Annotated in this window: 20 protein-coding genes; 8 read left to right on the top strand and 12 right to left on the bottom strand. The window is 57.1% G+C overall.

Going from position 1 to position 17,701, the window contains the following annotated elements:
• Positions 1–133 precede the first annotated feature (133 nt).
• The 7 genes from ACR0KG_RS04820 to ACR0KG_RS04790 all read left to right on the top strand — a co-directional run bounded on the left by ACR0KG_RS04820 (position 134) and on the right by ACR0KG_RS04790 (position 6,149).
• A complete protein-coding gene (locus ACR0KG_RS04820; RefSeq protein ID WP_480546340.1) occupies positions 134–622 on the top strand; it encodes an acyloxyacyl hydrolase in 489 nt (162 codons plus the stop codon).
• A gap of 79 nt (positions 623–701) precedes the next feature.
• Complete coding sequence (gene trpA / locus ACR0KG_RS04815) at positions 702–1,493, top strand: tryptophan synthase subunit alpha (protein WP_480541917.1); 792 nt, start codon at positions 702–704, stop codon at positions 1,491–1,493.
• A 156-nt stretch (positions 1,494–1,649) separates the two neighbouring features.
• On the top strand, positions 1,650–2,816 hold the full coding sequence (locus ACR0KG_RS04810) for an alpha-hydroxy acid oxidase (protein WP_480546338.1): 1,167 nt from the start codon (positions 1,650–1,652) through the stop codon (positions 2,814–2,816).
• Positions 2,817–3,060: 244 nt separating this feature from the next.
• Positions 3,061–3,717 carry a 50S ribosomal protein L25/general stress protein Ctc gene (locus ACR0KG_RS04805; protein ID WP_170531146.1) on the top strand — a complete coding sequence of 219 codons (657 nt, stop codon included), beginning with the start codon at positions 3,061–3,063 and terminating at the stop codon, positions 3,715–3,717.
• Between the two features lie 122 nt (positions 3,718–3,839).
• Complete coding sequence (gene pth / locus ACR0KG_RS04800; protein WP_480826638.1) at positions 3,840–4,523, top strand: aminoacyl-tRNA hydrolase; 684 nt, start codon at positions 3,840–3,842, stop codon at positions 4,521–4,523.
• An 81-nt stretch (positions 4,524–4,604) separates the two neighbouring features.
• Positions 4,605–5,768: a serine hydrolase domain-containing protein gene (locus tag ACR0KG_RS04795; RefSeq protein WP_480826637.1), complete on the top strand. Its 1,164-nt coding sequence runs from the start codon at positions 4,605–4,607 to the stop codon at positions 5,766–5,768.
• Between the two features lie 9 nt (positions 5,769–5,777).
• Positions 5,778–6,149 carry a DUF2237 family protein gene (locus tag ACR0KG_RS04790; protein WP_480541909.1) on the top strand — a complete coding sequence of 124 codons (372 nt, stop codon included), beginning with the start codon at positions 5,778–5,780 and terminating at the stop codon, positions 6,147–6,149.
• Between the two features lie 5 nt (positions 6,150–6,154).
• On the opposite strand, the gene ACR0KG_RS04785 is transcribed toward ACR0KG_RS04790, so the two are convergent.
• From ACR0KG_RS04785 to ACR0KG_RS04740, 10 genes are all read right to left on the bottom strand, one after another.
• On the bottom strand, positions 6,155–6,787 hold the full coding sequence (locus ACR0KG_RS04785; RefSeq protein ID WP_480546330.1) for a class I SAM-dependent methyltransferase: 633 nt from the start codon (positions 6,785–6,787) through the stop codon (positions 6,155–6,157).
• Between the two features lie 44 nt (positions 6,788–6,831).
• Positions 6,832–8,079, bottom strand: a complete 1,248-nt coding sequence (trpB, locus tag ACR0KG_RS04780) for a tryptophan synthase subunit beta (RefSeq protein WP_480541905.1) — start codon at positions 8,077–8,079, stop codon at positions 6,832–6,834.
• Positions 8,080–8,148: 69 nt separating this feature from the next.
• Complete coding sequence (locus ACR0KG_RS04775) at positions 8,149–8,484, bottom strand: hypothetical protein (RefSeq protein WP_480826636.1); 336 nt, start codon at positions 8,482–8,484, stop codon at positions 8,149–8,151.
• A 46-nt stretch (positions 8,485–8,530) separates the two neighbouring features.
• Positions 8,531–9,172, bottom strand: a complete 642-nt coding sequence (locus ACR0KG_RS04770) for a phosphoribosylanthranilate isomerase (protein WP_480826635.1) — start codon at positions 9,170–9,172, stop codon at positions 8,531–8,533.
• Between the two features lie 9 nt (positions 9,173–9,181).
• On the bottom strand, positions 9,182–9,532 hold the full coding sequence (locus ACR0KG_RS04765; protein ID WP_480547282.1) for a lipopolysaccharide assembly protein LapA domain-containing protein: 351 nt from the start codon (positions 9,530–9,532) through the stop codon (positions 9,182–9,184).
• Positions 9,533–9,539: 7 nt separating this feature from the next.
• Entirely contained in the window at positions 9,540–9,824 is a 285-nt protein-coding gene (gene ihfB / locus ACR0KG_RS04760; protein WP_480546322.1) for an integration host factor subunit beta, read from the bottom strand.
• A 271-nt stretch (positions 9,825–10,095) separates the two neighbouring features.
• A complete protein-coding gene (gene rpsA / locus ACR0KG_RS04755; protein ID WP_480546320.1) occupies positions 10,096–11,772 on the bottom strand; it encodes a 30S ribosomal protein S1 in 1,677 nt (558 codons plus the stop codon).
• 266 nt (positions 11,773–12,038) lie between these two features.
• The gene (locus ACR0KG_RS04750) at positions 12,039–12,326 is read right to left on the bottom strand and encodes a DUF6525 family protein (protein ID WP_480826634.1); all 288 of its coding nucleotides are present in this window, start codon (positions 12,324–12,326) and stop codon (positions 12,039–12,041) included.
• Between the two features lie 133 nt (positions 12,327–12,459).
• Positions 12,460–14,142 (bottom strand): tryptophan halogenase family protein, encoded by a 1,683-nt coding sequence (locus tag ACR0KG_RS04745; protein ID WP_480826632.1) that lies wholly within the window; start codon positions 14,140–14,142, stop codon positions 12,460–12,462.
• A gap of 168 nt (positions 14,143–14,310) precedes the next feature.
• Entirely contained in the window at positions 14,311–14,847 is a 537-nt protein-coding gene (locus ACR0KG_RS04740) for a hypothetical protein (RefSeq protein ID WP_170531161.1), read from the bottom strand.
• A gap of 218 nt (positions 14,848–15,065) precedes the next feature.
• Here ACR0KG_RS04740 and ACR0KG_RS04735 point away from each other — a divergent pair, with 218 nt between their 5' ends.
• Positions 15,066–15,542 (top strand): YHS domain-containing (seleno)protein, encoded by a 477-nt coding sequence (locus ACR0KG_RS04735; RefSeq protein WP_170531165.1) that lies wholly within the window; start codon positions 15,066–15,068, stop codon positions 15,540–15,542.
• A 23-nt stretch (positions 15,543–15,565) separates the two neighbouring features.
• Here ACR0KG_RS04735 and cmk read toward each other — a convergent pair whose 3' ends face one another.
• Positions 15,566–16,189 carry a (d)CMP kinase gene (gene cmk, locus ACR0KG_RS04730; RefSeq protein ID WP_480826631.1) on the bottom strand — a complete coding sequence of 208 codons (624 nt, stop codon included), beginning with the start codon at positions 16,187–16,189 and terminating at the stop codon, positions 15,566–15,568.
• 8 nt (positions 16,190–16,197) lie between these two features.
• A complete protein-coding gene (aroA, locus tag ACR0KG_RS04725; RefSeq protein ID WP_480826630.1) occupies positions 16,198–17,550 on the bottom strand; it encodes a 3-phosphoshikimate 1-carboxyvinyltransferase in 1,353 nt (450 codons plus the stop codon).
• Positions 17,551–17,701 lie beyond the last annotated feature (151 nt).

Here is a 17,701-nt window from a genome sequence, read left to right as displayed (position 1 = left end):
GGGCCCGCGAAACATGGGGCGGATAGGTCACATCACAAAACTGTTCCCCAATCGTGTTCTTGTACCAATTGAAAAATACGATTTAGGGTAGCCACTTAGCGCATGTAGACATAACGATTGAAGAACTCCGGCTATGAAGACTTTCCTTTTCGCGTCCTTGATTGCACTTTCCACCCCGGCAGTTGTGCAGGCCCAGACCGTGATCTTTGGGGCCGGCTATGCAGATTATTCTGACAGTGCGTCGGTGGATCAGGGCATTGTATCCCTTGAATATCAGCATCGCCCCTTCCATCAGGCAACCCGGTTCAGTGCGACCTGGGGTGCGGCCCTTTCGGTTGACGAAGACGGCGATACCCATATCGGCGCAGGCCTCGTCGGCATCTACAATCTGAATGACCGCTGGTTCGTCGAAGGCAGCGTGATGCCCGGCTATTACAACGAAGGCAACGATCTGAACGATCTGGGCGGCAATTTTCAGATCCGCAGCTTGCTGGGGCTGGGCTATACCTTAAATGGCGGGAACAAAGTGTCGGTGGCGATCACTCACAAGTCCAATGCCAGCACAGAGGAATTCAACCCCGGCGTAAACGCGGTGCTCGTGCGGTATCATCTGGGCTTCTGAGCCGATCAGACCCGGGCGGGATTGATTTTCGGGTAAAGTTTCTGCACATCAGGTTCAAACCTGACTGCTAGGACACCCGATGACCCGTATCGACACGAAGTTCGCCGCCCTGAAAGCCGAAGGCAAGAAAGCATTTGTTGCCTATATCATGGCGGGCGATCCCGACTATGACACCTCGCTAGAGGTGGTCAAAGGCCTGCCTGCGGCAGGCGTCGACGTGATCGAGCTGGGCCTGCCCTTTACCGACCCGATGGCGGATGGGCCCACCATTCAGGCCGCGGGTCAACGGGCGCTGGATCAGGGCATGACGCTGAAGCGCACCCTCGACCTGGCCCGCAGCTTCCGCGAAACAGATGACACCACACCGATTGTTTTGATGGGCTACTACAATCCGATCTACAGCCACGGTGTTGATGCCTTTCTGGGCGACGCTAAAGCTGCAGGCATTGATGGGTTGATCGTCGTGGACCTACCGCCGGAAGAAGATGACGAGCTCTGCCTGCCGGCGCAGGCTGCGGGCCTGAATTTCATCAGGCTCGCCACACCCACAACCGATGATAAACGCCTGCCTCGCGTTCTGCAAAACACCTCTGGCTTTGTCTATTATGTGTCGATTACCGGAATCACTGGCGCGGCTGAGGCTGAGGCTACTAATGTCGGCCCCGAGGTCGCGCGGATCAAATCCGCAAGTGACCTGCCCGTGATCGTGGGTTTTGGGATCAACACACCCGAAAAATCGCGCGCCATAGCATCGGTTGCAGATGGGGCTGTCGTGGGCTCAGCGATTGTAAGCCAGATCGGCGCGGGAAAACCCGTGCCTGAAGTGCTGGAATTTGTAAAAACGCTGGCGGATGGTGCGCATTCCGTCTGACTTTAATCACCAAGAACAAAACCGAAGCCGCAGTCAGCCCCTACTGACTGCGGTTTTTCGTTATACGGGCATGTCCATCAACCGCAATTATCCAGCGTTGCGATCTTTGATGCGAATTGGTAAAGAAAACAAACCAATCCTTCAGGGGCCGGACAAATGCCAGTCATCACCACCATCGACGACCTAAAACGTATCTACGAACGGCGCGTGCCGCGCATGTTCTATGACTACGCCGAAAGCGGCAGTTGGACTGAACAGACCTTTCGCGAAAACAGCTCGGACTTCGAACAAATTCGCCTGCGCCAGCGGGTCGCTGTGGACATGGCCGGGCGTTCAACCGCGTCTCAGATGATCGGGCAAGATGTCGAGATGCCCGTAGCGCTTGCGCCGGTAGGTCTGACCGGAATGCAGCATGCTGATGGCGAGATGAAAGCGGCCAAGGCAGCCGAGGAATTCGGTGTCCCGTTTACGCTATCGACGATGTCCATCAATTCGATCGAAGATGTCGCAGAGTATACCAGCACACCTTTCTGGTTTCAGCTCTACACGATGAAAGACACCGACTACGTCAACCGACTGATCCAGCGTGCAAAAGATGCCAAGTGTTCGGCGCTGGTGATCACGCTGGACCTGCAAATCCTGGGTCAGCGGCACAAGGATCTGAAGAACGGATTGTCCGCCCCGCCAAAACTAACCGCCAAAACCATAGCAAACCTGATGACCAAATGGTCCTGGGGCCTTGAGATACTGCGCGCCCAAAGGCGTGAGTTCGGAAACATCGTCGGCCATGTCGAAGGCATCTCGGACGCCTCCTCACTGGGCGCTTGGACCGCTGAACAATTTGACCCCAGCCTGGATTGGTCAAAGGTTGAAAAGCTGATGGAACAATGGGGCGGCAAGGTGATCCTCAAAGGCATTCTGGATGCCGAAGATGCAAAAATGGCCGCCAAGCTGGGGGCGGATGCTATCGTTGTCTCGAATCACGGCGGTCGCCAACTGGACGGCGCGCTCAGTTCAATCCGGATGCTGCCCGAGATCATGGACGCCGTCGGTAGCGATATCGAGGTGCATCTGGACAGCGGCATCCGATCTGGGCAGGACGTCCTGAAGGCGTTGGCCCTGGGCGCAAAAGGCACCTATATCGGGCGCGCCTTTGTCTACGGACTGGGCGCAATGGGTCAAAAGGGTGTGACAACAGCGCTCGATGTCATTCAGAAAGAACTTGATACAACCATGGCTTTGTGCGGGGAACGCAACGTTTCGGATTTGGGTCGGCACAATCTGCTGGTGCCTCAAGACTTTGGTGGCCGCTGGCAAAACTGACGAGTCATAGGGGCTCTGCCCCCGTCGCCCTTTCTGGGCGCCTCCCCCGGGATATTTATAGCCGGATGAAGTCTGGATTCTTCATTCACCTGGCTAAAAAATATCCCGGAGCTTGAGGCAGAGCCTCGCAAGAAAACAGACGCTGCAAAAACCCCTTTCCAAACCCAATGAATCAAGCTAAGGACGCGGCTTCACGCGGGCATACAGCCTTGGAGGATGCCCGCCCTAACATTGGAGAATTATCATGGCTGGAGAGATTCCTGATCTCGTAGCTCTGGAACGGACGGGGACAGGCAAGGGCGCCGCTCGTCAGGCGCGCCGCGATGGCATGGTTCCGGGCATTGTGTTTGGTGGCGATAAAGAGCCGCTGCCGATTCAGATCCCGTTCAACGAACTGTTTAAACGCCTGAAGGCTGGCCGGTTCAAGTCGACCCTTTGGAACCTGAAGGTTGACGGTCACGAAGACGTCCGCGTCATTTGCCGCGATGTTCAGCGTGACGTCGTCAAAGACCTGCCGACCCATCTGGACCTGATGCGCCTGCGCCGGACCACCAAAATCGCACTGTTCATCCCCGTTGAGTTTATCAACGAAGAAGCAGCCCCTGGAATCAAGAAGGGCGGCGTTCTGACCGTTGTGCGCCCGGAAGTCGAACTGATGTGTACCGCTGGCGAGATCCCCGAGAAGATCACCGTTGATCTTACTGGCATGGAGATCAACGACGTTGCCACCATCTCGTCGGTTGACCTGCCCGCAGGCACCAAGCCGACAATCGACCGGGACTTCGTGATCGCCAATGTATCAGCGCCGACCGGACTGTCGACCAGCGACGATGAGGAAGAAGGCGAAGAAGTGGCCGCTGACGAAGTGGAAGTCGTCGGCCAGGAAGAAGCTGAAGAGTAAACCCGGGCCCAAGAGTTCGGACTTGAAACGGGGCCCTTTGCGGGCCCCGTTTTCTTTTGGTCGGGCTGGAAACACGTGCAATTCCGTGCCATCAACCCACTGCGCTGTACAAGGACGAGAAAATGAAACTGTTTGTCGGACTGGGGAACCCGGGCTCGAAATACGCCCGCAACCGACACAATATAGGTTTCATGGCTTTGGATCGAATTGCCGAAGATCATGGCTTTGGTCCTTGGAAATCAAAGTTCCAGGGTGAGATCGCCGAAGGACGTTTGGGCACAGAGAAAGTACTGCTGCTAAAGCCGCAGACGTTCATGAACCGTTCAGGCCAATCGGTTGGCGAAGCAATGCGCTTCTACAAACTTGAATCCACGGATGTGACCGTCTTTCACGATGAGCTGGATCTGGCCCCGGGCAAAGTCCGGGTCAAGGCGGGCGGCGGTCACGCTGGTCACAACGGATTGCGGTCGATCCACGACCACATTGGGGCGGCCTATGACCGGGTGCGCCTGGGCATCGGGCATCCTGGCCGCAAGGAAATGGTATCGCCTTACGTCCTATCAGATTTTGCCAAAACCGAGGGCGACTGGCTGGACAATGTACTACGCGGTGTCTCAGACGGGGCTGAACATCTGACAAAGGACGAGGGTGGCAAATTCATGAACGCCGTTGCGCTGCGTACTACACCGGCACGATCCTCCAAGTCGCCTCCGGCCGACGACCCCACATCTAAGCCCGCTGAAAAACCCGGACCAGCTGCAGATGACCGGACGGCCATGCAAAAGCTGTTGGATAAATTCAAATAGTCCTGATCGCGCTTTCCGTTACGTCTTGATTGCGCAATGCGCCCTGCAACGCTCCTATGTAACCGAAACAGGGAGGGTTGCATGAGAACTGTGATCAAATGGCTGCTGCGCATCACTTTGGCCTTGGTGCTGGCTGCAATTGCGGTTGGGGTCTGGAAGCGTGAAGAGATTCAACGCTTGATGGCGGTGAACTCTTTGTTTTCCGAAGAGAAGATCGTTCACAACTTCTCGCACATGGATGAGGCGTTTCTGACCGCCCCCCTGCCCCGTGGAAACGGACCAACTTGGGAATTGCCCTATGGGGCTGGCTTTGACCTTCCCGATGGCACAGATGAATGGGTCGATGAACGCGCCGTGACCTCTTTGCTTGTTATGCAAAACGGTGAGGTTCGGTTTGAAGAGTACTATCTGGGCACCGGCTCAGATGACCGGCGGATATCTTGGTCGGTTGCAAAAAGCTATCTGTCGGCCTTGTTCGGCATCTTGCTGAGCGAAGGCGCAATCACCTCGCTGGACGATCCTGTCGTGCAATATGCCCCGCAGTTGAAAGGCAGCGCATATGACGGCGCAACGATCCGGAATGTGCTGAACATGGCCAGCGGTGTAACCTTTGACGAAGATTACCTGGACCCTAATTCAGACATCAACCGCATGGGCCGTATCGTTGCGCTTGGTGGGGAACTGGATGATTTTGCCGCGTCGCTCAATGAGAGTTTTGCCCCTCCGGGGGAAACCTATCAATATGTTTCGATCGATACGCATGTGTTGGGCATGGTAATCCGCGGGGCCACTGGGCGCAGTGTTACCGACCTGCTGACCGAAAAGATCATTCAGCCCTTGGGCCTAGAGCATGACGGCTACTACGTGACTGACGGCGCTGGCGTGGCCTTTGTCCTGGGTGGGTTGAACTTCACCACACGTGACTTCGCCCGTTTTGGACAGATGATCTTGCAAAACGGCGTACACAATGGACAACAGCTGGTTCCGGCGGACTGGATCGCCGTATCAACAGCGGCATCATCGCCAACCAAACCGGGCAAAATCGGCTATGGCTACCAATGGTGGATCCCTGTTGGTGCCGAAGACGGTGAATTCATGGCGCGCGGCGTTTACGGGCAATACATCTATTTTGACCAGGCCCGCGACGTTCTGATCGTCACGACCGGCGCAGATCGGCGATTCCGCGATCCCGGCGTCAGCGAAGAAAATATTGAAATGTTTCGCAGCATCGCCCGAAGCCTGTAAGGTGGCCCTATGCAGAAACAAGACAGCATCAATGTTCTGGGGGGCGTTCTGGCCCCCTGCTCACGCGATCCTCTGACCGGGTTTTTCCGGGACGGGGCTTGCAACACATGCCCCGAGGATCAGGGCAGCCACACGGTCTGCGCCGTCATGACGGCTGAATTCCTGGCCTATTCCAAGTATGTAGGCAACGATCTCAGCACGCCGCGCCCCGAGTTTGATTTCCCGGGCCTTAAACCCGGTGACGGCTGGTGCCTTTGTGCAAGTCGTTTCCTGCAGGCCTATGACGAAGGCTGTGCCCCGATGGTGCATCTTGAAGCAACACATCAGCGAGCTTTGGAGATCGTTCCGCTCAAGGTATTGGAAGCCAAGCGCGCTGACTAAGATAGTTATATCGCCACTGCGCGATATCCACGGGATGTGCGCGAAGGCGGGCCGGTTGGAAAACCGTGCTCTGCCTCCAAACCCCACCCTGATTGTGCCAGCAATTTTGCCACCACATCCGGACGATAGGTCCGGTGGCGCCACTGCAGCCATATGATCGCATTGCACCAATGCGGTTTGCTTACGACCAACCACAGCGTCGCTCCCGGTGCAGCCAACTCGCGCATTTGACGCAGTGCATCGACCGGATCAGTACAGTGTTCCAGAACATGCGCCGCTAGGATACAATCATAGGGCTGAACGGCCTTGAACTCTGACAGCCAGTTTCTCGCGACCGCTGCATCAATTCCGCGCCGAGCGAGGGCACCCTTTGCCCGAAACAACATGTTCTCTGATGGCTCAAGCAACGTGACGGAACCGTGCGGTTGTACAACGGCACGCGCCTCGGCAAAGGCACCGGTTCCGCACCCAACGTCCAACGCATTGTCGCCTAGATTCGCCGCCGGGTCCGCCGATAGAAACCCGAGATAGGCGTCGAAATAGCCAAGCAACCGCATCTTGTCCGCCCATCCGGGCGCTGCGGCATCATACTTCTGACCAAGCTGTTCGGACTTGATGGATTGAGACGGGTCGCGCATGGGCGCAACCTGACACAATTCAATCGAGTCTCATAGCTCCAAGGCTAGTCCGCCGTGCGGCCTTCGGTATCCGACATATCAAAGTTCAGATACTTGGCCACGGTCTGTACGTCCTTGTCTCCTCGCCCACACATGTTCATGCAGATCAGGTGATCTTTGGGCAGGTCGGGCGCGATCTTCATGACATGGGCCAGTGCATGGCTAGGCTCCAGCGCAGGAATGATGCCTTCGGTCGCGCAGCACAGCTGGAACGCCTCTAGCGCTTCTTTGTCTGTGATAGCGACATAGTTTGCACGACCGATATCGTTCAGCCATGAATGCTCAGGTCCGATGCCCGGATAGTCGAGACCAGCCGAGATCGAATAGCCTTCGAGAATCTGACCATCGTCATCCTGCAACAGATAGGTGCGGTTGCCGTGCAGCACGCCCGGACGTCCACCAGTGAGTGAGGCGCAATGTTCCATCTTTTCGTTCACGCCTTTGCCGCCAGCTTCGACGCCAATGATGTTGACGTCCTTGTCGTCGAGGAACGGGTAGAACAGGCCCATCGCGTTCGAGCCACCGCCAATGGCGGCGATGATCGTGTCGGGTAGGCGGCCCTCAGCCTTCATCATCTGCTCTTTCGCTTCCTTGCCAATGATCGACTGGAAATCGCGCACCATCGCCGGATACGGGTGCGGACCGGCCACCGTGCCAATGCAGTAGAACGTGTCGCGCACATTAGTCACCCAGTCGCGCAGTGCGTCGTTCATCGCGTCTTTCAACGTGCCACGACCTGAAGTCACTGGGATCACTTCGGCGCCCAACAGACGCATCCGAAACACGTTCGGGGCCTGACGCTGCACATCATGCGCACCCATGTAGACGATGCATTTCAGGCCGAACTTGGCGCAGACGGTGGCGGTAGCCACACCGTGCTGCCCGGCCCCTGTTTCCGCGATGATCCGGGTCTTGCCCATGCGCCGCGCCAGAATGATCTGGCCCAACACGTTGTTGATCTTGTGCGCGCCGGTGTGGTTCAGCTCATCACGTTTCAGGTAGATCTTCGCGCCGCCCAAATGCTCGGTCAGGCGTTCCGCGTAATACAGCGGCGAGGGGCGGCCTACATAATTGGCCCACAGATCATCCATCTCGGCCCAGAAGGTCGGATCATCCTTGGCCTTGTTGTATTCCTCTTCCAGCGACAGGATCAGGGGCATCAGCGTTTCACTGACGAACCGTCCGCCGAAGATACCGAAACGCCCCTGTTCATCGGGGCCGGACATGAAAGAGTTGAAAAGATCGTTGGCCATGGGTGTCTCCACTCGTCGTACCCGTTGTTCATAGGAGGTGGTGGCAGGATTTGCCATGGGCAAAACGCATCATTCGGCTGCTTGAACCTGTTGTCGCCAGTGTTGAAGCGCTTGTTCGGCTGTTGGAACCCCTACGCACGAGAAATGGCAGAATCGGTTCACGTTGGCGAGGCGATCAGCTGCCAGCATGACACGGCGATGCGGGCCAGTGCGCGCAAACGCCATCATCGCCTCGATATCCTGCCAGACGCTTAGCGAGAAATAGAGGTCGTCCAGTGGGAACACCTCGGCGTGCAGGCACAAAGGATCCCGGCGTGCTTGCCGCAACGCCTGACCTGCGCGCCAGAAAAACTCTGGCGTATGGTACCAATGCCGTAGGGAAACGCCGCCAATCGCTGCAAACATAATCGAACCCTCCTCTTTGGAGGTACGGCGCGCATGCCTTTTCAGATCACTGTGCCGAGTCGATAAATGCCTGAATCAACGCCGCATCCTTGACGCCGGGTGTGCTTTCAACCCCTGATGCAACATCAACCTGACGCGCACCCGTCATACGAATAGCTTCGGCCACGTTGGCGGGATTAAGCCCACCGGCTAGCATCCAAGGCCTACGCCAGTATTTGCGCCCAGCTAGCAGGCGCCAGTCAAACGCCAAACCATTGCCGCCCGGTAAGACAGCGTTTTTCGGGGCCTTCGCGTCGATCAGCAGTTGATCGGCTACATCACTGTAGGTGTCGATTGCCGAGAGATCTTTCGCATCAGCAACACCTATAACCTTCATCACGGGCAGGCCATACCGATCCTTGACCTCTTGCACCCGCTCGACCGTCTCGGCTCCGTGCAATTGCAGCATGTCGAACGGTGCAGTTTGCGTGATGCTGTCGAGCAATTCATTCCTGGCGTTCACAACCAGCGCGACCTTAGCGACACCAGCGGGGACATCGGTCACCAACCCGGCGGCCTGTTCGGGGGAAACATATCGTGGTGATTTTGGGAAAAAGTTGAACCCTAAGTACCGCGCACCCGCATCAACCGCGGCGCGCACGTGATCAGGGGCGGTGAGACCGCAGATTTTGACGGATACCTCGGCCATGGCGCCGGCTCAACTCGCCTCGTCCAGAATGGCCAGAACTTCGTCTTTGTCTTCGTTCTGCTTTTTCTTGAGCTTCTTGACCTCGCGCTCAAGCTTGCGCACTTCGCTTTTCTTGACCGACGCGTCTTTGCGATGCTTGTGCTCGCGCAGCCATTCCCACAGGAAGCCGATGACCAGCCCGGCCACAACACCGCCCAAAACGACGATGAACAGCGGCAATGAGATGGACAGGTTAAAGCCCAGCAGTTCTGCCAAAGCGTCGGGCATCAGCTTCAGCTCGACCGAGCTGACATTGGCCAGTGAAATCGAGATCAGGATGATCCCCAAGCTGGCCAGAAAAGCATATCGAAGGTAGCGCATCATGGGATCAGGCTTTACCGTTCAATCGGTCCCTTAGCAACTTGCCGGTTTTAAAAAACGGTACAGATTTTTCTTCAACCTGAACCGTCTCACCGGTTCTGGGATTCCGACCCACACGTGCATCGCGCTTTTTCACGGAAAACGCGCCAAACCCGCGCAATTCTACTCGATCACCACGCGCCATGGCATCGGTGACTTCTTCAAATACGGTATTCACGATCCGCTCGACATCACGCTGGTAGAGATGTGGGTTTTCATCGGCAATCTTCTGAATCAATTCTGAACGGATCATTCGCGTTACCCTCCCAGGCGGCCAATATGTCAGGTCTATTGTTCTGACAGTATAGGGAAAAATCCGGATCAGGGGAAAGCAAACTATGGGCGCGGGTGCCTGAATTTGGCACAGACTCACGCGATTTTTTGCCAGTTCACCCGCTTTGTACACCTAAAGCGCGAACGATCAGCCGGATAGGTCGAAGAATCGGAACATATTGATTCGCAACAAAAACGGCCCCGCACGGATGCACGGGGCCGATTATCATGTTCAAGCTTGCGCCCTGAGTTTAGTCGCCGGATTTCAGCGCTGCACCCAGGATATCGCCCAGCGACGCACCCGAGTCGGAAGAACCGTACTGTTCCACGGCCTCTTTCTCTTCGGCAATCTCCCGCGCCTTGATCGACAGGCCCAGACGGCGGGTCTTACTGTCAACGTTGGTGACCCGGACGTCGACCTTGTCGCCGGTGTTGAAACGCTCAGGGCGCTGTTCGGCACGATCACGCGACAGGTCCGAACGACGGATGAACGACTTCATGCCTTCGTACTCAACCTCGATGCCGCCATCTTCGATCGCGGTGACCTCAACGGTGATAATCGAGCCACGCTTCACGCCGCCCACGGCTTCGGCGAACTTGTCACCGCCCAGGGCCTTGATCGACAGCGAGATACGCTCTTTCTCGACATCCACTTCCGAGACAACAGCCTGTACCACATCGTTCTTGTGGTAGTTCTGGATGGCGTCTTCGCCACGCTCGTCCCAAGACAGATCCGACAGGTGAACCATGCCGTCGATGTCGCCTTCGAGGCCAATGAACAGACCGAATTCGGTGATGTTCTTGACTTCGCCTTCGACCTCGGTGCCCTCGGGGTGTGTTTCTGCAAACACTTCCCACGGGTTGCGCTGAGTCTGCTTCAGGCCCAGAGACACGCGACGCTTGGCGCCGTCGATTTCCAGAACCATGACGTCGACTTCCTGGCTGGTCGAAACGATCTTGCCGGGGTGGACGTTTTTCTTGGTCCAGGACATTTCGGACACGTGCACCAGACCTTCGACACCGGCTTCCAGCTCGACGAACGCGCCGTAGTCGGTGATGTTGGTGACGCGACCCTGATGGACCGAGCCCAGCGGGTACTTGGCAGCAACCAGATCCCACGGATCTTCCTGCAGCTGCTTCATGCCCAGGCTGATGCGGTGGGTCTCTTTGTTGATCTTGATGACCTGAACCTTGATGGTTTCGCCGATCGTCAGGATCTCGGACGGGTGGTTTACACGACGCCATGCCATGTCGGTGACGTGCAGCAGGCCGTCAACGCCGCCCAGGTCAACGAATGCACCGTATTCGGTGATGTTCTTGACAACACCCTCGACGGTCTGACCTTCGGACAGGTTGCCGATAACTTCGGCACGCTGTTCGGCACGCGATTCTTCCAGGATGGCGCGGCGCGAAACAACGATGTTGCCACGGCGGCGGTCCATTTTCAGAATCTGGAACGGCTGCTTCAGACCCATCAGCGGACCAGCGTCGCGCACGGGGCGAACGTCAACCTGCGAGCCGGGCAGGAACGCAACTGCGCCACCCAGATCGACGGTGAAGCCACCTTTGACGCGACCAAAGATTGCACCTTCGACGCGCTGGTCGTCGGCATATGCTTTTTCCAGACGGTCCCATGCCTCTTCACGGCGGGCCATCTCGCGCGAGATGACGGCTTCGCCACGGGCGTTTTCTGCGGCGCGCAGGTAAACTTCGACCTCGTCACCTACAGCGATTTCAGGGGCTTCGCCGGGATTTGCGAATTCTTTCAGATCAACGCGGCCTTCCATTTTGTAGCCTACGTCGATAATGGCTTGGCCGGCTTCGATCGCCAGAACCTTACCTTTGACAACAGACCCCTCTTCGGGTGTGTCCATTTCGAAGCTTTCGTTCAGGAGGGCTTCGAATTCCTCCATAGATGTATCAGCCATGTGGCGTCGTTTTCCTTTACAGTACGTTTTTGCTGGCCGAGCGGTTGTCTCCGCCGGTCTTGTTTCATGATGTCGTCGGGCGTGATCCGGTGCGCCCCTGAGCAAACAAACACAAAGGGCCGAGGTAACCCGGCCCTGCTCAGAAACGTCATCCGGGCGTTGACCGCCCATGTATCGACAGCGCGCGTATAGGCGGATTTCAGTGCGGGCGCAAGGGCAAAGCCCATATTTTCATGGCCCAGGGGAATCCGGGCGCCCTTGTGCAATCAGCCAGACTGGGTCCAGACTTTCGAATCCTTTTGCAGCATCGCTTGCTCGACCGCGTTCAACCGTACAATCGCAGCTACTGGGTCTCTGGCACCGTCAATTCGGTTCCAGATTTTCAGGGCCGAACTTGGGCTCCACGGCAGACAGGCCTGTGCCAGCCAGCGCCGTAACGGTTGCGGCAAGTTATCATAGGTCTGCATAGGCGACGCCTGTCGGCGACGCCGTTTCAAATCACTCCGCAGATTGCGGTCAGTGCCGGGTCGGTATTGGGGTCTCGGTTGCCTCATGACGTAATGATATTACATTTCTCATCACAGGCTGCAACACGGATTGATCACCTTACCAAGTCATAGAGTGGGGCACTTGGCGCTCAGAGCACCAGTGCTTGACAAATGCCCCCTGTCACCCGCCGCAAACACCCTAGAAAAGCTGCAAATCCTTGCTGCCACTTTGAATTTCGGCAAGATTCGGCATGTTCTGGATCGCCACAGGCGCAGGCACCTGCCCGGGCATTGCCACCGTCGCCGCAGCAACGGCCTTGTCAAAGGCGGGTTTATCCAGTTCTCCCCGAATATCGCGCAACAGAGTTTTGTGGTCTGGCATGGTGCGCAGAATCTGCGCAAGGTCCACCTTGGCCCCCTTCCACCATTGGAACCAGATCGGCTTTTTCAGCGGGCGTATCCGGTCGCGTATCCCCGCGCCATAGCCTGTATCGTAGACCTGCTTGCCTAGCAGAACCGTCTGATAGACGCGGAAATTGAACAGGGTTGCGAACTCGATATCATGTTCCATTGGCAGGCGGTGTTGCCACAGCTCAAGGTTCTCGGCCAAACGGTCCGGTATCTTCATCTCGGTGCGCGCATCAATCCAATATTGGTCATCTGTGCGATTGCCCAATCGGTAATGCAGGCAGATGAAGTCCAGAACCTCATCATACAGCTTGTTCATCTGGCGATTATATCGCGCCCGCAAAGACGGCTCGATATCGCGCGTGGGCAGATGCTCGGCGAACCAGCGGATGGCATGGTCGATCATATGGATCGCGGTGCTTTCAAGCGGTTCGATAAACCCACCGGACAGACCAATCGCCAAACAGTTCTTAACCCAGGCATTGCGCACCCGCCCGATGCGCATCGGGATAACACGTGGTGTCAGACCCTTGCCGCTGTCGCCCAGCCATTCCAGATACTCATCCGCCGCCTGATCATCAGTCCGATGCGCCGATGAGAACACATAGCCCGTCCCAACCCGATTGTAGAGCGGCACGCGCCATGTCCAGCCCGCGCCCAGTGCGGTCGACCGCGTGACGCTTTCGATCTTTTCCGGATCGGGATGTTCGATCTGTAACGCCATGGCGCGGTCATTCGGCAAATAGTCCGAATAGTCCATGAACGGCTCGCCCAGAGCCTGGTTGATGATCAATCCCCGGAATCCGGTACAGTCGATGACCATCTCAATGTCGTGCCGCCCTTTGCGCTCCAGCATCAGATGGCTGACATTGCCCTGCTCGTCCAGCTCGACCGACTGCACCTCATCCTGAATGTGCTCCACACCACGCTTGGTGCAGACCCGCGTGAGCATGCCCGCAAACTTTACCGCGTCCAGATGATAGGCATAGCCAAAGCGCTGTTCGAACTCAGGCGCACCCAAAGGCCGCGCACCTTTGCACAGGCGGGCCAGATCATCATGAGGCGCGATTGACTGCGTAAAATCACGATCCCCATTGCCGAACCGCAGAAAGTATTCCGCGGCCTCGAGCCCTTCCAGCAACTGCCCATGGGCAAAGGGGTTCACGTAGTCGATACGGTTTCCCTTGGCATCCTTATTCCAGTTGCAAAACTTCACGCCCAGCTTGAACGAAGCGTTGGTTTCACGAAAGAAATCCCGCTCGGAGATCCCCGCCTGGCGCAATGTGACCGGCATGCGGGGCACCGTCGCCTCGCCCACACCGACGGTCGAAATATTCGGGCTTTCGATCAGGCAGATACGCGGACGATCCTTGGTTGCGGAGGTGCGTGAAAACACCATGTCCAGGATCAGCGCAGTCATCCAACCCGCCGTACCACCACCGACGATGGTGATCTTACTCAAACGATTATTCATATTTTCTGTCCCTGTTGGCTTTTGGGATTCTGTAACCGCCTCCCCATTTATTGAGGTTGTTTGGCGGCTTTCCCATTTAGCTTGCAGGAGACTATAGCAGCTTTCCTGCATCCAGCTAGGGTCTTTGGGATGGGGCCATCAAAGAGGATGGGGGATCGCCAATTGCGTTCAGATTTCTTCGCCCTTCTTCAACAGCTCTTCGAGCAACTCGCGCTGCAAGTCATGACTGTCGCCGCCGCCAAACTCGGCCGCACCACCTGTGTACAGAGTGCCATAGGTGATTGCGATGTTCACAGTCTGGGCCAAACCCGAAATCAACTGATCCTTATCCAATCGGGACAACGGATGGATAAACGCCGCCCAGAGTGTGCCATTGGCAATAGCGTAGCGGGCATCCAGCGTACTGTCGAAATTTGCCTGCATCATGCGCTGCAGGTCTGCGTGCGACAAATCTTCGGCGCTGCCAATCGCAACCAAAGCCCGCATCCGATCCAGTGTCGTATCGGTGACAACCAGCACCGTCTGTTCTGATATCGTCAGCTGAAAGCCCGGTCCAAACGGCTGCGCCTCGGGGTCGAGCGCGAAGAGGATCTTGCCCAGACGCTCATATGTCATCGCAGGTTCGACATCTGGCTGCTCTGGCTGAGCCTCCTGCGCCATCAGGCTTCCGGCGGCGAGGAACAAAATCAGGGCTAGTCGGATCATGGCGTCTCTCCTGCTGACATAGGTTGAACATATGGCCAGATGTTTCGCATGACCAAACAAAGCTTGGTGAACAGCACAAGCCTGCAATCCGACAAGTTGTACGATCTGCAAGTAATCGCGACCTATCTGCGATTAAACGTCCGACCACCCTCGCCTAGCTATGTTTCATCGGTCGCCACAGTGATCGACTTGAACCCAAAGCAACAAGGAAACGCACAATGAAAACTCGATTTTTGACCGCCCTCGCAGCTGCCATTGCCCTCACCACACCGGCCTTTGCGGCGGATGAAATCAATGTCTCGAACGGCATCTCAGCCGCAGGTGCGCCGCTGGCTGCCCACGGCGTTGATCTGGTCGCACTGGTCAATAACGGCAACCCGGTCGAAGGCTTCGCGACCCATACAGCAACCTATGATGGCGCATCATACTATTTTACCACCGCCGCAAACCTCGAAGCATTCGAGGCGAACCCTACGGCGTATCTGCCTCAACACGGCGGTTTCTGTTCGTTTGGCGTATCGGTCGGCAAGAAGTTCGATGGCGATCCGGATCAATACCTGATTGCCGATGGCAAGCTGTACCTGTTCTTGAATGCAGATACCCGCGCCGCCTTTTTGAAGGATGTTGCTGGCACAGCAAAAACGGCGGACGATCAGTGGGCTAACATTCAAAGCATCGCAGTTGGCGATCTGTAAACTGTGCCTTGCTGCCCGCGGCTTTAGTCAGCTGCGGGCAGTTTCGCGTTGATCGCGGCCAGGGCTTGGTTCAAAGCGGCCTCGATGCTCAGGTCTGTGGTATCCAGCATCACCGCATCTTCGGCCGGTTTCATAGGCGCTGTACTGCGCTCGGCATCACGCGCATCGCGTTCTTTCACATCCACCAGAACCTGATCACGGGTCACGTCAGCACCTTTGGCTTGCAGCTCAAGAAACCGACGCTCGGCCCGAACCTCAGCACTTGCGGTGACGAACAGCTTCACTTCGGCATGCGGGCAAATCACAGTCCCAATGTCTCGCCCGTCCAGAACCGCCCCGCCTGCCCGCCGGGCAAAAGCGCGTTGAAAATCGACAAGTGCGGCGCGCACGTCAGGGATCACAGCGACTTTCGAGGCAGCCTGCGCTATCTCAGCCGTACGCAGGTCGCCTTGATCTAAATCCTCGGCCGTCAATGTCTGTGCGGCTTCCACCGGATCCACACCCAGCAAAGTCCGCCGCCCGACCGCGCGGTAGAGCAGACCCGTATCCAAATGCGCAAACCCAAAATGCGCCGCAACCGCCTTTGAGATTGTGCCCTTTCCTGCTGCTGCCGGGCCATCAATCGCGACAGTGAAGCTGTAGGTCATCGCCCGGCTCACTGGTTATTTCTGACAAGCCGCGCCCCAAGGCCGGCCATCAGAGGTTCGAATATCGGGAAAGAGGTTGCGATTGGACCAGCGTCATCAACTGTCACAGGGGTCTTAGCACCCATACCGAGGATCATAAACGACATGGCGATGCGGTGATCCAGAAAGCTCTCGCAGGTTTTGCCACCGGGCACGTTACCGATGCCCAGCCCTTCAACCGACCACCAATCATCGCCGTCTTCCACAGTGACGCCATTCGCGCGCAAGCCGCGGGCCATTGCGTCGATCCGGTCGCTTTCCTTCACGCGCAGCTCTTTCACGCCGCCCATCATCGTGGTTCCAGTGGCATTGGCCGCAACCACAGACAGAACCGGATATTCATCGATCATCGAGGCAGCGCGTTCCGGCGGCACCTCGATACCCTTCATGTTGGGCGAATACTTCGCACGCAGATCGGCAACGGGCTCGCCCCCTTCTTCACGTTCGTTCTCATAAGTCAGATCGGCGCCCATCTCGCGCAGCGTAGTGAACAGGCCTGCACGCGTTGGGTTCAAACCAATTCCAGGCACCAACACGTCTGAGCCGGGCGTGATAAGCGCCGCACAAACTGGGAAAGCCGCGCTGGACGGGTCGCGTGGCACGGCAATGACCTGAGGTTTCAGCTCGGGTCGACCGGTCAGAGTGATCACGCGCCCCTCATCGGTATGCTCAACTGTGATTTCGGCCCCGAAACCCGCCAGCATCCGTTCGGAATGATCGCGGGTGGCTTCTTTCTCGATCACCACGGTCTTGCCGGGCGCATTCAGCCCCGCCAGCAGCACCGCCGATTTGACCTGCGCAGACGGCATCGGCACTTTATAGCGCACCGGAACTGGCTCGGCCGCGCCCACGATTGTCATCGGCAAGCGCCCACCGGAACGGCCCACAGATTGCGTGCCAAACAAGGCAAGCGGATCAGTAACCCGTGCCATTGGGCGTTTGTTCAGGCTCGCGTCTCCTGTGAACGTGGCCGAGATCGGACAGGTGGCCATGGCCCCCATGATCAGCCGCACCCCGGTGCCCGAATTGCCGCAATCGATCACCTGATCGGGTTCAGCAAAGCCACCAACGCCGACGCCGTGAACCGACCATTCGCCACCGCCGTGATCTGTCACCTCGGCCCCAAAGGCGCGCATCGCCTTAGCGGTGTCCAGAACATCCTCACCTTCCAGCAGGCCGGTGATCCGCGTCTCGCCCACAGCCATCGCACCCAGGATCAAAGACCGATGCGAAATCGACTTGTCGCCGGGAACCTCGGCCGTGCCTTGCAGCGGGCCGCAGGGATGCGAGGTCATCGGGATGGGCGTGCCGTGTCCGGACATGGGAGCTCCTGTTTTCGCTATCAATCCTCAGGCCGATTAGCGAATTGGGCGTGCAGGGTCCAGCGCCAAAGCCCCGGGTTGCAAGCTTGTTTCTTCGATTCTGTGCTAAACACCTGATTTGTGGTATACTGAAGCCATTCATATTCAGTGA

It is taken from the genome of Ruegeria sp. H4 (assembly GCF_056533065.1).
This window is presented reverse-complemented; position numbering and strand designations above follow the sequence as displayed.